This is a genomic window from Bacteroides caecigallinarum, from assembly GCF_021531075.1.
Classification (GTDB): Bacteria; Bacteroidota; Bacteroidia; order Bacteroidales; family Bacteroidaceae; genus Phocaeicola; species Phocaeicola caecigallinarum_B.
Window position 1 is genome coordinate 33,315 of the sequence record NZ_JADYTJ010000021.1, and the last position, 17,059, is coordinate 50,373.

The 17,059-nt window shown below is 38.7% G+C and carries 10 protein-coding genes; all 10 read right to left on the reverse strand.

What is annotated here, in order from left to right; translation table 11 throughout:
• Positions 1-14: 14 nt before the first annotated feature.
• On the reverse strand, positions 15-1,073 hold the full coding sequence (locus I6E11_RS07430; protein WP_235337399.1) for an Omp28-related outer membrane protein: 1,059 nt from the start codon (positions 1,071-1,073) through the stop codon (positions 15-17).
• Positions 1,074-1,086: 13 nt separating this feature from the next.
• Entirely contained in the window at positions 1,087-2,169 is a 1,083-nt protein-coding gene (locus tag I6E11_RS07435; protein ID WP_235337400.1) for an Omp28-related outer membrane protein, read from the reverse strand.
• Positions 2,170-2,181: 12 nt separating this feature from the next.
• Positions 2,182-3,246 (reverse strand): Omp28-related outer membrane protein, encoded by a 1,065-nt coding sequence (locus tag I6E11_RS07440; RefSeq protein ID WP_235337401.1) that lies wholly within the window; start codon positions 3,244-3,246, stop codon positions 2,182-2,184.
• Positions 3,247-3,258: 12 nt separating this feature from the next.
• Entirely contained in the window at positions 3,259-4,881 is a 1,623-nt protein-coding gene (locus tag I6E11_RS07445; protein WP_235337402.1) for a DUF6029 family protein, read from the reverse strand.
• A 1-nt stretch (position 4,882) separates the two neighbouring features.
• Positions 4,883-5,371 carry a TlpA family protein disulfide reductase gene (locus I6E11_RS07450; protein ID WP_235337403.1) on the reverse strand — a complete coding sequence of 163 codons (489 nt, stop codon included), beginning with the start codon at positions 5,369-5,371 and terminating at the stop codon, positions 4,883-4,885.
• Between the two features lie 17 nt (positions 5,372-5,388).
• Positions 5,389-6,354 carry a PorV/PorQ family protein gene (locus tag I6E11_RS07455; RefSeq protein ID WP_235337404.1) on the reverse strand — a complete coding sequence of 322 codons (966 nt, stop codon included), beginning with the start codon at positions 6,352-6,354 and terminating at the stop codon, positions 5,389-5,391.
• A 78-nt stretch (positions 6,355-6,432) separates the two neighbouring features.
• On the reverse strand, positions 6,433-9,687 hold the full coding sequence (locus tag I6E11_RS07460; protein ID WP_235337405.1) for a S8 family serine peptidase: 3,255 nt from the start codon (positions 9,685-9,687) through the stop codon (positions 6,433-6,435).
• 26 nt (positions 9,688-9,713) lie between these two features.
• Positions 9,714-11,804 (reverse strand): hypothetical protein, encoded by a 2,091-nt coding sequence (locus I6E11_RS07465; protein WP_235337406.1) that lies wholly within the window; start codon positions 11,802-11,804, stop codon positions 9,714-9,716.
• A 34-nt stretch (positions 11,805-11,838) separates the two neighbouring features.
• Positions 11,839-13,467, reverse strand: a complete 1,629-nt coding sequence (locus tag I6E11_RS07470) for a RagB/SusD family nutrient uptake outer membrane protein (protein WP_235337407.1) — start codon at positions 13,465-13,467, stop codon at positions 11,839-11,841.
• A 19-nt stretch (positions 13,468-13,486) separates the two neighbouring features.
• Complete coding sequence (locus I6E11_RS07475) at positions 13,487-16,675, reverse strand: SusC/RagA family TonB-linked outer membrane protein (RefSeq protein ID WP_235337408.1); 3,189 nt, start codon at positions 16,673-16,675, stop codon at positions 13,487-13,489.
• Positions 16,676-17,059 lie beyond the last annotated feature (384 nt).

A 17,059-nucleotide genomic window follows, 5' to 3' on the forward strand; every position in this document is an offset into this window, starting at 1 on the left:
AATATTTAAAAATCTCAGTCATTATCATTTACCTTAGCATAGCCGCTATCTCCATTCTTAACAAGGCAGGCATTCATATTATTTACTGTTCCATCCTCATCTATAGCAAGAGCATAGATATACAAATTATCAATATTCCAAGATTGATCAAGAGATATATCCCATGTTTTCATCGCTTCTTCTCCTGCTAAAACTTTACCTAACTTTTCACCATTAACATTACCATCGACTATACTACGGGCTACTTTATGATGAGGATAATCATCACGCCAATCACCTTTATCGAGCTGTCGTGAAATAATATCATCTTCCACTACATAAACAGCTATACGATAATCAGTTTCTTTCTCTGAATGAAGTTTTACCGTAACCTGGGCTTTACGTTCAGATTCATTAAAAACAGATGATACAGCCACTCCACAGTGTGCAGGATATTCATCGAACGAACGTTGCAATGCCTCTCGTACATTCTTTGAATATGCATCAGCCGGTTCACGCATATCTAAAAGTGTATAAGGATAGCTTCCAATCTTAAATGTCTTTTCCAATTCGGTGGTCTGTGGAATACCTAAAGGATCTGCTGTACCACTGTAATATTCAGGATGCATCGAAAGAAGATACAATTGTTCCGGATATTGTTCCAAAACAGGTTCTATTCTGCGATAGCCTTCCGGACAGAAAGTACAACTTATAGAAGTAAATTCCATTAAACATACCTTTCGGACAAATTCAGACTGCTTCACTTCATTTGCAGATACACTTACTTGTTCCGAAACCAAATCACCATAAGAAGCCTCGAATATATAGGTTTTAGGCTCTGAAGTAGTAAAACCTTTTTCAGTCACTACCTGACCGGTAGTAACACATCGTACCTCTGCTTCTTTAGTCACATCAAGTCCGGAAGAAGTTACAGTAAATGTAACATTATCTCTACCGTTAGCATCTATAGACGATTTACTTGCTTTCAGAGTCAATGTAGCTTCGCCATCAGCTGCTGTTCCTGAGCAGGATACAATCACGAGGGATGCCATTATATAGCCCCCCCATACTTTTAATTTATTGATAAGTCTCATAGCAACTTTATTATCATTCATTTAACTGATAGTCAACAGACTCTCCCAACTTACATTGTGCTGTGTTATTGCTTGTATAGCTCTTTCCACCATCCAATGAACTCACCATAGAAACCACTACACGCATATTATCTGTATTCCAATCTTCAGGTATTTCTACTTCCGGCAATGCAACAGCTACTTCCTGATTTGCAGGAATAGGATTCGGGAATTTATTTCCAATAGTTGAAGTCAGGACTTTACGAACTGCATTCTGATGAATAAAACCCTCAACACCCTGAAGTCTCTGAGGAATATTATCCTCTACCAAATAAACCACATAGCGATATTCCTTATCAACATCAGAAGTTATTTTTGCAGTAATATTCAGTTTTCTGCTTACTACATCGTATTTAGTATCTATTGCCACACCACAGGTATTAGGAATAGTCAATTCTTCTGCCATTGCCTTAAGAAGTTTATCGCGTGTAATTAATGATTCATCTGTTTTGCGGATATTAAAATAGAACTGTGGAAGAGCAGAACGTGCTTCTAAAGACTGCAGATATGCCGTAGTTTCATCCAAATGCAGGAAATCATTAACTCCCAGAAAATCCATATGGAAAGCCACAACAACCATTTTATCACTGTTTTCCTCTTTAATAACCTCAAGTGTTTTTGCAAAATTAGGACATGCAGAACATCCTTCTGAAGTGAACTCCATACCTAAAAGAATATGCTTATACTTTGATACACCGATAGAATTAACAGTAACTTCTATTGTTTCTTCACTGTATGTATAACCTCTTTCATAATATTTGGCACGAATAGAATATTTACCTGCTTTGGTTGAGCTGAATGTATTTGCACCTCCAGCCAAAGTAGAAACAGAACCATCTTCAGCAGTTACCTCAAGCTGCATAGTTTTGGCATTACTCAAATCCTCGCCATCACGTTTTACAGTAAATGTAACGCAATCAGCGCCATCAGCCATAATGGAAGTCTTGTCAGCCTTAAGATGTATCTTTCCATCCATTACATCATCCGATGTTCCTGAACAGGAAGAAAAAAGGACTGTACATATTCCTAAAATAAGTGTATAAATAAAATGTTTCATTGGTTATTAATTTTAATCATTATACTTATAGTCTACCTCTTCGCCGTCTACATCGCAAGATACAATGTTATCAACAATATACTTGCCATCTTTTACTACGAGTGCATAAACTGCTACACGTGTTTTAGAACCTTCAGGCAATTTGTCTGCATTAGATATTGTAAATGTACCGAACTGTACTTCTTCTCCCTTAGCCACTTCTTCCTTAGCTGTATTTCCATGCCTTATGAAATTACCTGAAACAGCCACAGCTGTATAGTCATATACTTCCTCATAATAGCTACCGCCACCTGTCAGACCGTCTTCTAGAACCACATAAACTAAGTCATATTTACCTCCTGTACTTGATTTAAGACTTGCATCTACCATAATATCATTACCTGATGTATATGCCTTTACCTTTATTCCACAAGTAGCAGGATTATCACGAAGTTCCTGATTTATAATTGACGAAATTTTTGAACGATCAGCTTCTACCACATTAAGGTTATAAATTGATGTCGGAGCGCCCAATACGTTATAAGGTGCAGAGAAGAAAGATGATGTAGCATCAATTGCATATGGATCAGTTCCCAAAGAAGACGAATAATGGAAAGCCATTTTTACCATACGGTCAGGCATTTTCTTCTCTACATTTGCCAGTGCCGTAGTCATTGAAGGGCAGTTGCTGCACCAAGTACCTGTTACTTTGAACACAGCTACTCGTCTGTAGAACTCTTCGTATTTTTTTCTGTTCTGAGCTGTTACTTTAGTAGTCACAGACTTTCCTTTATAATCAGCCTGAAACTCAAATTCTCCGTTTGCAATGGCTGTGTATACAAAACGACCCTTTGAGTTCTTTTCAAGGTCAAGACCTGTAAGGACATCCATAACGTATGCATTGGCTGTCACGTCAACACCATTTGCATAAACTGCAAATTCCACCTCGTCCTTACCGTCGGCCTCTATCACATCTTTGCTTGCCTGAAGAACAAGTTCTCCGGCTGGAACTTCTTCACCTGATTCTGTTCCGGAACATGCAGGAACAAGAGCTAACAATATCAATGATACGATGTATGTAAAAAGATTTTTCTTCATTGTTGCGTTTTTTTAGAATGATGTAGTTACTGAAAGATTAAGTCCTGTATATGCAGGAAGAGTTCGGCACACACCTCCGGAACATACATAACCTTCGCGGTTACGTCCGTAGCTCAATGCTACACGTGTACGCGATTTGGCATAGCTGGCTCCGATATTGTAATAATGCACCTTAGTATCTCCATGATTATACATATCGCTTACATAGATACTCCATGTTGGAGCAAAGTTCACTTCCAGAAGAGCAGCCATCCAGTCCTTTTCATCCTCGTGTGTAGTCAGGTACTGCAACTCCAATCTAGTAGAGAACTTAGGAGTAAACTTATACTGCATGTCGGCTACGAAGATATTTGAAAGGTGTGTTTCCTTTGTAGCTCCGTATGTAGGGTTCTTTTCCTGTACGGAATAGAGGAAATTCAGTTTAAACTGTCTGTTGAACTGCTTTTCGAAATCAAAGCTGAAGTCGCGGAACAGAAGATTTCCTTTTTTAGCAGTGCCTTCTTCTGCCAAAGCATAATATGTAGAGAAGTTTGCATGAACCTTCAAGCCACGTTTTCCACCCAAAGCTGTACCTCTGCGGAAATTGTAGAATACATCAATCTGTCCACCAATTTCACCCGGAGTGATACCCATCTTACCAGTTTCGGCTGTATAAGGATGAAGGTTGGTCAGAAGATATGTATACTGTGTACACATGGCAGGAACATAGTTCAACATGTTCGAAGTAGATGTATTACCGCCCAGGATATCTGTTTTCATCCATTCCAGACGACGTCCTGTAACGTTAATACCAAGACCGTTGGCATTATATCCCAATTCAATCAACTGGGCATTTCCACGCTTGCGTGTATACAATGTTTCACCGTCTGTAGAATCATACCATTTATTTCCGGCATCCACATATTCGCCTTTGAATATAAATCCGTGAGAATCGAGGTTTATACGTCCTGAGAATCCGTTGCTATATGGTTTACCTCCTTCTTCCTTAAGGTCTATTCCTCCATAATTGTCAAAACTCTCATAACGGTTAAGAGCAGAACCTTCTATGCTTAATGATGTGGTCTGCCATTTAAACAAGTCCGACAAAGACACGCTTGCATCGAAACCTCTGACCTGTGTTTCAGTAAATTCCATTCCGAAACGTGGCATACCCCACAATCCTTTCAGGCGTACGATGTTCTTATAATTATAAGTGACACGTGCTCCCATTATGGCATTGTTCAAACCTAATGTACGGTCCTGCCAGCTACGGAAAAGCAATCCGCTACCGAACTGGTCGTAGAATGTTCCTGCCGTTACAGAGAAGTCTTCATCTGTCCAGTCTACATAATAGTTAGTAAACTTCGCCCCTTGCAGTTCCGATGGATAGCCAAGCAATACAGGAGCATATGCCTCTACCTGTACACCGGCACTGAACTTACCGTGGTAATAGTCCAACTTCAGATAGTTGTTAGAACCAAACTGGTCTTCAGGAACATTCACCCCAGGATTCTTTGAATCCTTCTGATAATAGTTGGTGTTTGTTTCGAAACTTCCTGTAAGGTATCCCTTACGGCTGTTTTCCTGAGCATTCAATCCTGAAGCCACACATGCTGACAGTAAAGCCAACGACAATAATTTACTGCTGTTATCCATATTATTTCTGAGCAGATTTGATATATTTAAACAATTCTTCTTCACTTCCCGGAGTATAACCTGTGTGTGAATATATTATCTTGCCATTTGCATCGACTACATATACCTGTGGAGTCAAAGTTACATTCATAGCACGCATGAATTCCTGATTCTTATCATACAGAACGATGAAATCACTCCATCCGTGTCCTTCAACAAGAGATTTTGCCTTTGCCACGAAGCGGTTGTCGTCTGTAGAAATTGCTACAACACGGAATTCAGCTTCGTCCAACCAATCTGGCATCAAATCATTGATAGCGTCCAGTTCTCTGATACATGGCTTGCATGTAGTAGACCAAAATGATATAATCATCGGTGTACTGCCATCTGCAAGGCTTGAAGTATTGATAATTTCTCCTTTACCGTTCTCAAGTTTTACAGACGGAATTTGAGACATTAGGACGTTTGTTACTCCTAAGAATAATGTCAGAATAAAAAGCACTTTCTTCATAACTTATTATTTTTAAATTAAAATCCAAAACTTAATCCTACCATAAATGTATTGTTCAATGGGCTCTTTGAATCTGCGAACAGATATGAAGCATCAACACGCACCATCTTGTATTTACCACCTATGCCGGCAGAAGCATAACTAAGGTTCTTTGTATCGTATTCGCTGAAGTTATAACCACCACGAACAAAAACGAAATCGCCGTAACTATATTCAGCACCTCCCGAAGCATGCAAAGCCTTAGTGTCCATAAGACGATAACCAGCTTCTACTCCAACTTTCACTCCATGTTTCTCGGCAAAAGATGTATTCCACAAGCCTCCTACTGAAACACTTCCCGGGAGTTCATAACTGTCGCGATTCTCGCCTGAAATCATAGTACCCCAGTTAGACAGTTTCAATGAAGCATCGATATTACCAAAGTTGCCTAGTCCAAATCTGCGCATCAAAGCAACATCGAAACTTACAGCCTCCACCAAATCAGAAGAAACAATTCTCCAGTTTACATAACGACCTGTAGCAGAAACAGACCATAAATCGTTGATACGATAAGCGTATCCCAAATCTACAGACAAATATCTGGAGCGGATTTCATCGCCTGTAATGTTGCCGTTTTCATCTGTTATATACATTTTATTACCACCAGGAGCGTAATATGAAAAACCGAAAAGCAAACTGCTATTATCGTTTGCGCGATAGTAACCACCTGCATTTATCAGCATATTGTCGCGATCCATACCGGAAGTTCCTTCCTTTGCCCAAGGAGAATATAATACTCCGGCTTCGAAAGTCTTGTCGGAAAATGAAACAGATGCTGCATTATCAAAAACAGAAAACGCATTGGCATCAACAGCTGTTGAAAGTCCTCCCATAGCCAGCCCTTGTGGACTGTTGTTCAATTCTGCATATGAGAATGCCCCCTGTGAATATGCCTTTGGAAGTACACCAAGGAGCAATGCTATATATATTATATTCTTTACCATAATGGAATTCCTTATTTTTTGGTTTTTGAGTTTGCTGAATTACAATTGCAAACTCAAAAACCGTATTTAATTACTGTTTTATAATTTAACTATATTATTCTTGTATATTTTGCCAGTTGACTGCACAGTTACTTCTACTATATAGTTGCCCGATTTCAACGAAGAAACATCAACCTGCGATGGGCTGAACGGAGAGATAGAAGATTTCACTGAATATACTTCACTACCCATTGCTGTGAGTATTCTTACATCTATATATCCGCTCACATCTTCTCCCATACGGATATTCATTACATCACTCACCGGATTTGGATAGATATCCATTGCCGCAGATGACTGACGTACCATTATCTGGAAAGGTGAAGATTGGGCGCTACGTCCAGAAGCATCTGTAGCAGTAACTTCCAATGTAGTAGAACCGTTCTGAACACCCTTTATAGACATAATTCCATCGTTTATACTTACGCTTACCGACTTACCTGTCTGTGTGAAAGAATAATTTAAAGTTTCTCCGTTTTTATCAGTAAAATAATCGCCTAAAGTAAGCTGATGTGTTGTATCCCACGAAGTGAGATAGATATCGCCAAAACGCTTGTAAGGTTCCGGAGCTACATTAGCAATTACACTATAACTGAAACTAGTCTTCACTTCTCCACCGTTCGTATCGACAACAGTCAACTCAGCAACTGCATCTCCTGTAAAGCTTACAGGACCATTGAATGTAAGTTTTACGGTATTTGCTTCAGCATCTGTAGTCATAGTCCAACATCCGGCCTTATCTTTCAACGTTGCTGTCCATTCATCATTATCTTCATCATTAACATTAAATACAAGCTCTCTTCTTTCCCAATACTGAACATCCTGTTTATCAACTGTTGCCGGTGATAATACAGGGGTATTATTTGCTCCAGTAGTTATTTCTTCTGTTTTACTTGCTTCAGATAGCAGATAATACTGATCCCAAGCCTCAACCTTCACATAATACTTGGTTGAAGGTTTTAAACCTGTTACTGTTACCTTCATAGTCTTACCAACTTCTTTTGCAAGGACTGTCTTTGTTACCACGTCTTGTTTAAATTCTTGATCTGTAGCACAAGTTACAACATAAGAAACATATGGGTCGTTTACACAGTCACCCACCTCTGTCCATTCAAGAACTGTAGTCGTAGCACCTGTTTTCAGAACTTCCAGATCTGTAACAGCAGGTCCCGATACAGGTTCAGCTGTTGTATATGATACTGTCAATGGTTCAGACTGAATGAAGTGTTCATCTACTGCAATTATAACTATATAATATTTTTTATTTGCACGTAATCCTGTAAGTTCACAAGAAACCTCAGTTGCCTTATTCTCAGTGTCGGTCTTGACGATTTTTGGTCCTATTACATACGAAGAAGGTTTAACATAACCGTTAGCATCTATTGCTATTTCCTGATCACTTATATAAACCTTATATAATTTAATGCCATCGCCAGGTGCCCATGTAAGAGTTAGACTTCCGGGAGCAGCAACATTAGTCAAGTTTTCCTTGGATACATTTTCTGGTTTTATCGGACTACTACCAGCTCCAACACGAGCTAGCACATTATTCATTACAAGCCCTGCATCAAGGAATCCTCTACCCATCTTGCCTACATAGTCTTCCATATGGACTGTAAAATTGGCACCTGTCATTCCTCCATCATCAGATTTCTCCCCTGTGAATTTCTCATCTATAGGACGCGCTGATTGCAGGATAAGTTCTCTTAATTCTGACGCAGTTAATTTTACACCATTGTCATTTGCATGCTGTATAGCAAGTGCAGCAACAGCAGAAACCTGTGGACAAGACTGAGATGTACCCTGCAAATAAGCATACGTATATTTGTTTTCTCTAGGCGAACCTTCGTAATAACAACTCAGAACACCTCCATGCATATCTTTCTCTACTACAAAATCTGTACTGTCCTCCAACTCGTTTGAGGCAAACACCTGGTCTCCACCCGGTGCACAGATATCAACCCAATCGCCATAATTTGTATAATAAGCAGGTTTTCCGGCAGCATCTACCGATGCTACAGCTATAAATTCCGGATATGCTCCAGGATACATTTTAGCATCACCATACAAATGTCCTGTATTACCGGCAGAGAATGTCACAAGTCCTCCGGCCATTGGTCCGGTTACTTCACCATCTTCATTATAACCTGCGTATTTAATAAAATAATCATATGCCTGACGCTCTGCACGATATGTAGAAGAGCCTTCCCATTGCATATTAGGAGTTTGATAACCCCAACTGTTCTGACATATCACAGCACCATTGTCACAGGCATATTTCACAGCCTCTGCTACAGCCGCAGTACCACCACTGCTTGTAGCTGTAAAAATAGAACATGTCATAATGCGCGCACCGGTACTACCACCAGAACCTCCAGCTATACCGGCAACACCTACATTATTATTATTCTGAGCGGCAATGATACCTGCTATGTGAGTTCCATGAGTACCTTTAGTAATCTCACCAGAATTGACAGCAAAATCATAACCGTGACGGTCACCTTTATATCCATTTCCATCACCATCTGTAGAAGCTCCCTGCATTTCTTCATCATCATTTACCCACATATTATTTATCAGGTCAGGATGGTCATAGTTTACTCCCTCGTCTATTACTGCGACAATAACATCACTCGCTTTTTTCTGTATATTCCATGCATTAGGAAAATTAATGTGTGCCACGTCTTCTATTTTGTCGAATAATGGAGTCTCCGAATCATAATACAGATTCCACTGATCTTTAAAATTAAGATCGGACGGTAGTTCCAGTCCACTTTCTGCATACATAGAACGTGCATTAACCATCAGTTGGTCTACAAGCTGTATATTTGTAGGTTCAACAGGTTTAACAGCCTCATTGAACTGAACCAGTTCGAGCGAAGATATAGTTCTCAACTCGCGGGCTACCTCCTCCATAGGTAAATTTGAACGGAAATGAACCTTGTACCAAAGGTGTAATCCTTCGGCACGTGTACGTTTTTCAAACTTATTCACAGGGAACAGACGCTCGAAAGATTCCACCTGTACGTCTTCAAGGAAACGGTCGAAGTCTGACAGCCCCGAACGTGAAGCGGCACGTGTAGAAGCATTATTAACCGTATTTTCAATAGTTTCTGCATATTCATCATGGAACTTTACCAAAACCATATTGGGCATGGCATTTTCCAACGAATTTACCATAACAGGACCATCCCCATTTGTTATAGAAGCATCGTCGGATGTACTGAATTCGTCTTTACAGCCTACTAACGAAAGAGCTGCACAACTTATTATATATAGATATTTATATCTCATATTCTATTAATATTATTTGTTCAAGTTTAGTTACTTTCCTCTAACTTACAATTCCTTGTCAGTCCGCAAGAATTCAATGTACAGTTTTTATTTACATTGCTGCTTGACATAGGCTTAGGAACAATATTAAGGAACGGATTCTGTCTTTCACGAACAGCCTTCTTGAAATTAAACGGAATACCGTATATTGATGCCTTTTCCAAAGAAGGAACTACATAATTCGAAGTAGCAATCTCTTCGTGCTTATCCCAATTCAATCCACAGATACGGGCACTTGTCTGATCTCCCAAAATAAGATAACCTTCACTCGTTTGAGCCACATACGCAAAACCATCGTAAGTCCCCGAATTTGAGGCTGAATTAACAAACTTTAGTTTTCCAGACTTAGTAAAACCTCCCACAAGAGACTCATTCTTATCCATTGTGAAAGTTCCTGTAGTACTATTCATAAATGTAAGTGTCGGATAATACATAGTTCCATCACCTGCATCTAGAGAAGATAGATCCTGAGGATTGATAGATATAAAACCTGTTCGTTTATCGTAATTAGCGATAAATTCGTCAGAATAACCTTCTATTTCAATTTTACTTGCATTAGATAGTATAACTACATCCCTGCTCGGATGTTTAGTTATTTCAACGGTTGCAGTATCCATTGAATTAGTAGATAGATTTGTACCGTATGCATTCCATTTACCCAAATAAGCTTCTATTTTAGCACCAGGAACCAACTGATCAATTTCAGTGGCGTGTCCCCAAAGTATTGTCTCAACAGAACTGATAAGTTCTGCAGTTTTATTTCCCTGAGCATCGGCTAAATAGAAAGTATATCCCAAAGTCAATGTTTCTTCTTCTTTATCATATTTCGACACACCTGGAGTCGCTTCTAGGAATACTTTGTTTCCGAAATTTGTAGTAAGGCCTGTAAACTGTCCTTTAGGTATTGACACATAGCCTTTTTCAGTATCACAATAGAACACTATATTGACACCCTGAGTATATAAAGAAGGGAAACGGAACAGTGTAGGGTCTTCCTTGGCAGATTCTATTTCCTGCGATGTTGATCCTTGAAATATTGTACTTTTATATAGACTTGTAAGTTCAGGACGTTCTTCCCATGTAAAGTCGCGGTCATAGTCCAGTGTCATAAGCGACTGATCAAGATATAAGACAAATGCTCCTGATCCAAAAACCTGATATCCACCACCAGTTCCGGCTATCTGCTCATACACAACTCCAAAATCGAACATCTTCTTCTGTCTGTTGTATGTACCCAAAGGGAATTCATCGCTGTCTGAAGGTATTTGCTGTCCATTATTTGAAAGGTTAACTGCTGCAGAACCAAATGTTTTAAAATTGTCGTCTCTTTCCGGTGAGGAATTTGCAACTAACTTAAACCCTAGTTCAACACTAGGAATGAACCAACCATCCTCCTTGTAAGTTTCACCATCAAGAACGATGTATGGATAATCATAGTTTTCAGGGAAGAAGCTCTTATATCCAGGACCCAAAAGAGCAGCAAAGTATTCATTGTCGTAAGGAGAACGGAAACGATATATATTATGTCCTTCTGCCTTCTCGACAGTCATATCTATAATCATAAGATTTTGAAATCCGTGAAAAACAAGCATATTCTCAACAAGACATGCATTTTCACTCACGACTTGCCAGTTATACACAGTTTTCTTGGGATATGACAGCTTCAAGACAATAGAAGAATTTGCATAAGGAGTTCCTTCGCCAAGAGTCAACTTTACACTGTATGATTTTCCTTCCTCTATTTTTGAATATCTTACTCTAAATTCTGCTTCACTTGCTCCTGAACGGAACTCAACACTTTCTGGAATATCAAAAATAGCATCTGCTCCTTCAGAAAATTCTGTTTGATTTATAGTAACAACCTCTTTTTCTTCAGTATTAACACGATACACAGAAAGTTTAAATGAGGCTGCATCTCCTTTCTCAAGTGTATATGACTGTTTTACATCTTTAGCAAAAAATACCTCGCTTCCTTCCGGAAGTTCTCCCTGCACATACTCCATTTCATCCGAGCATGAAGCCAATAAAAGGAGAAACATACTAGCCAATAATTGTAAACGGATAAGTATATTTTTCATATAAGGAATTTAAAAATTATCATTGATATTAAGTTTATTCTTCTTCACTGCCCGGTTCCACCCATTTGGAATAAGCCTCGCTAGGGTCCGGATTGTTCCATCCTTTTAAGGCCGGATTATTATCTTCTTCCAGACGAACTATTGTAAGATTCATCCATGCAGGACGGCCGTTTGTATTGAAACGTGTTGCATCTCCGAAGTTTGTACCTTCGTATCCTCGTGTTACTGACATATTAAGACGTTTAATATCAAAGAATGACTGCCCCTCACCCCACAGCTCAATACGTTTCTGATATACAATCTCTTCTATCAAATCATCTCCTGTAGCTGCACTTACATAGTTAGGATCTCTATATGTTGTCATAAATTCTTTAAGAAGGTTAAGTCCTTCAGAAGAATTAATATGGGCTGCTGCTTCTGCTTCTATGAAATACATTTCTTCTACACGCATCAAAGGATAGCCCACTACAGCACCTACAGTAACATCTGACATATTTCCGTTTCCCGGGCGGAACTTTACAGAAGCATAATCAGGTAGGTTGTTTCCATACAACGGATCAACAAACTCTGTAGCACCTTCCAAAGAACTTCCTTTAGGAGCCTTAAACATTTTCTTGCGGAAGTCAGTGTCCGAAAGTCTTTCATATAGACTTGCACCTATCATAACATATGGACCTGCTCCGGCATATCCGAAGTAAGTTTCGTTAGAACTCCATGAAGTCCATGTAAGAAGACCTCCAGTCATGACTCCACTGTCTTCGGCAACATACTGTGCTCCCCACATCCACATATTGATATCGTTGAAACCTGTTGTAGTGTTTAGACATTCTTGCTCTGTCATTGGAGTAACGTCCGCCGCCTCTATAGCCTTACGAGCATATGTCTTCGCATTGTTATAATCGCCAAGCCACATATAATAACGCGCTTTCAAACCATATACTACATCAAGATGCGGCAATGTTTTTTCTTTATATGGCAATTTTGAAATATATGTTTCTGCTTCATTCAAATCGCTAAGTATAAATGCAGCCATTTCTTCACGTGTAACCCTAGGATTCTTGCGGGCTTGTTCCTCTGTTATCCCTTCTTTCACAATTGGAACTGTATAACCAGTCACATCATTACCTGCATCCGTAACAGGATTAGTCTTATCTGTTGGAAGGTATTCGAACATTCTTGCCAAATCAAGATAAAAGAATGCACGGAAAGCATATCCTGCACCAAGATAACCAAGCTGTGCATCAGATGCAGTCTGTGTATCAACAGCAGCAATCATCTTATTTACTGCCAACAAAGATTTCCAATAGTAATACCAGAAAAATTGTGAATAAATAGAATTGGAACCTTGACTAACATTTTGTTGCCATGCTGTATAATGGTCATAAGAAGATGTGGCAATAGCAAAATCCTCTGTCATTATATCACGGATATGCATTATTGAGCCATATCCCCAGTCCCAATGGTAGTTTGAAGAAATAACTCCTATTCTGTTGAAACATGCAGGCATAGCCCAAAGTAATGCTTCGCTTGATTTCTGTGATGAAGACAATTCTTCTTCCAAAATGAGTGATGTAGGTATGGTTTCTTCGATACATCCCGACGTTGACAACATCAAAGAGAAACAACTACACGCTCCTATTATTATTTTCGATATATTATTCATAAATACTTTCTTCTTTAAATTAGAATGTTACTGTCAATCCTCCCGAGATAGTACGGATAGGTGCATAAGTTTCACCGTTAGGCTGTCCCATAAGACTTTGACGTGGATCTAGACCCTGACGTTTTGACCACACAAAGACATTATCAGCCGAAAGATAAACTCTTACCCTCTGCAAAGCTTTAAGCATTGTGGTAGGCAATGTATATCCTAAATTGATATTCTGAATACTTAAATATGAAGCATCAGTCAAGAAACGGTCTGACGTTTGTGCAGTATTAACATCACCATACTGAAATCGCGGTATATTAGACCCTTTATTGTCCTGAGACCAAGCATTAAGCAAGTCTGTATGGAAGTTTCGTCCTCGTGTTGATGTCTGAGGCGACTGCATAAGCGAAGCATAAGTAGAATCGTATGTTTTACCTCCTAACTGATAAGTAAAGTCCATAGAGAAATCCAAACCTTTATAGCTCAATGAGGTTCCAAAACCACCATACAATTTAGGCAATGACGAACCGCACAGATATTTTGTAGCTTCGCTGTATGTTGTAGTTGTTTCTACTGTTTTTACTCCATCCTTAACGACATCTTTATAGAATAGCGACTCTCCATTTTCGCTTACACCTGCATATTTAGGTATATAGAATGTATAAAGAGGCATATTCTCGCCATAATAATACAAGCCACTGATGAATCCGGCATGTCCGTCAACTGTATTTGTCTTATTTTCTTCAGGCAAATACAGAACCTTGTTCTTATAGTGCGTCATATTAAAGCGTAAATCCCACAGCAAGTCCTTAGTCTTTATCAAACCAATATTAAACTCTGCTTCAATACCGATATTACGCATATCACCGATATTGTCATAATATGATGTATATCCAAATGTAGGTGGCAATGGGAAGGCAAACAACATGTCTGATGTTTTTCTATAGAACATTTCAACAGCACCAGTCAAGCGGCCTTTAAAGAAACTGAAATCAAAACCTGTATTGAAGTTACCGTTGGTTTCCCATGTAATGGTTTCATTACCCATAACATTTGGGACTGCAGCAGGATATCCTGATGAGTTGCTTATTACATATGTATTAGTATATCGATAATCACCGATATTGTCATTACCCTGCGAACCGTAAGAAGCCTTGTATTTCAATTCATCAACCCAGTCAACATCGAAGAAGTCTTCTTTAGAAATAAGCCATGCACCTCCCAAGGACCAGAAGTTACCCCAACGATGTTCAGGATGGAATCTGGATGAAGCATCTCGACGATATGAAACTGAACCAAAATATTTACTATCGTAATCATACTGTAAACGACTGAAAAAACCTTCAGAATTATAATCGGAAGTGTTAGAGCCTGTACCTTGTACTGTTATAGCTCCGTCAAGTTCAACATTTGAAGGATTGAACATATTTGATTTGCTTCCCGAAAGAATATAGTACTTGCTACGATATGACTCATGTCCAACCATTACCCCAACATTGTGTACATTCGCAAATGTATGCTGATAGTTCAACAACTGCTGATGGTTATAAGAAAACGAACGAATATGATATTTATGAACCATTCCATTGAAAGAAGAGGTTGTTCCATAGTATGGATTGATTGTCATAGTCTGTCGTGTCTCGTCTACATTTACGCCACTATTCCACGTAAACTTGAAATCTTCAAGGAATCTTATCTCAAAGAATGCATTTGCATTTATTGCATTACTTTCAGAACCATTCTCATTAAGCAGCAAGTCTGAATAAGCATTTGAACCGGCAAAAATCGGGCGCTCCAATCCTGCATTATTTTTATCACCATAGTCATATCGAGGAAAATTATTTTCATCTCTAATAATAGTACCATCCTCATTACGGATAAATAATGGATAGATAGGAGCCACAGCCAAAGCATAAGAGAATATATTTTGGCTACCTCCAGACTCACCGTCACTACCTAGTGAGTTAATATCCATATGATTGTATGCTATATTCGCTCCAAGTTTCAACCAACTCTTTGCCTGATAATCGGCTTTCAGACGTCCTGTAAGACGTTCATAGTTTGACTGATCAGTAATACCTTCATTTCCAAGATAACCTAAAGAAAAATAGAATGTTGATTTGTCAGAACCTGCAGACACACTCAGGTTATACTCCTGACGCAAACCATGTTTATAAGCAGCATCAGTCCAGTTATCAGGATAAAGCAGATATTTATTATCTCCAAATGTTACGACATTGCCCAAAGTAGCATTAGGATTCAGTTTTCCATTTGTACCAATTAGGAATTGATTTTCCGGAACTGTATATACATTATATACAAGACTATATTCTCCAGAACCAAACATATTGTTATTGGCTGCAATATGAGCGTTTGCAGGAGACATCTTGCTTGAATCCATAAAATAATTTTTCAAAGCAGAATAATACATTTCGTAATACTGTGCAGGATTAGTCACCATTGAATAATCCATTGTACCACGCATGTTAGAACCCCACTTAGCATCTAAAGTGACAATTGCATCTCCGGATTTTCCTTTTTTAGTTGTAATCATAATAACACCATTAGCACCGCGAGCACCATATAGTGCATTTGAAGCGGCATCCTTCAATACTGTCATTGACTCAATATCCTGTGGATTTATATTGTTGATATCGCCATCGTAAGGAGCACCATCGAGCACAATCAACGGGTCATTTCCGGCATTAATTGAACTAATACCTCTAATACGAATTGTTGGAGTAGACGATCCCGGCTGGCCACTGGATGTATTCATCTGAACTCCGGCTACCTTACCGGTAAGAGCTTCTGCAGCATTTGTAACCTGCAATTTTCCTATGTCTTCTGATTTCATAACCTTGGCTGAACCGGTAAAAGCAGATTTCTTTGCCGTTCCATATGCCACGACCATTACTTCATCCAACACCTCTGTATCCGATTCTAATTTTACCACCATATTGGGTTTTGCAAGAAGTGTAACGGTCTTCATACCTATAAAACTGATTTGCAACTTCGCGCCTTCAGCTGTTTTGAGGTAAAACTTACCATCAATATCGGTAACTGTTCCACTGGTAGTTCCTTCTATCAATACAGAGGCTCCAATGATTGGTTCTCCGTCTTCCGCCGAAAAGACAGTTCCGGAAACATCCCTAGTTTGGGCGCACACCCATCCGATGCCTATAAAAAAATAGACAAAAATTAAAAAAAAATCTCTCTTCATAAATTCCCATTTTATTTCGGCCGACAAAAATATAAAAGAAAATTGAATTTATATATACACAACATAAAACTTTATAAAATAATAGCAAAAACAAAAAAATATTCTAGGAGTTTTTTGTACTATATATTTAATCGTAGAAAGCTGCTATAACTTTCATTTTGATACCAAACAAAGTTCTACAGGAACTTTTCCATTCATAAAACCATCAAAAACAGGTAAGAAGAAAGGCAATATCATAACATTTCTACTATAGAAGTCACAAATATATTATATATTTAAAAGTTTTTCTCACAACAATGTCTTAGGTATTTACAACTCTTATTCAGAAACATTAAAAGAAGAGTTTTTAAGAAATCATTTTTAAGAAGTTACATGATATTATAT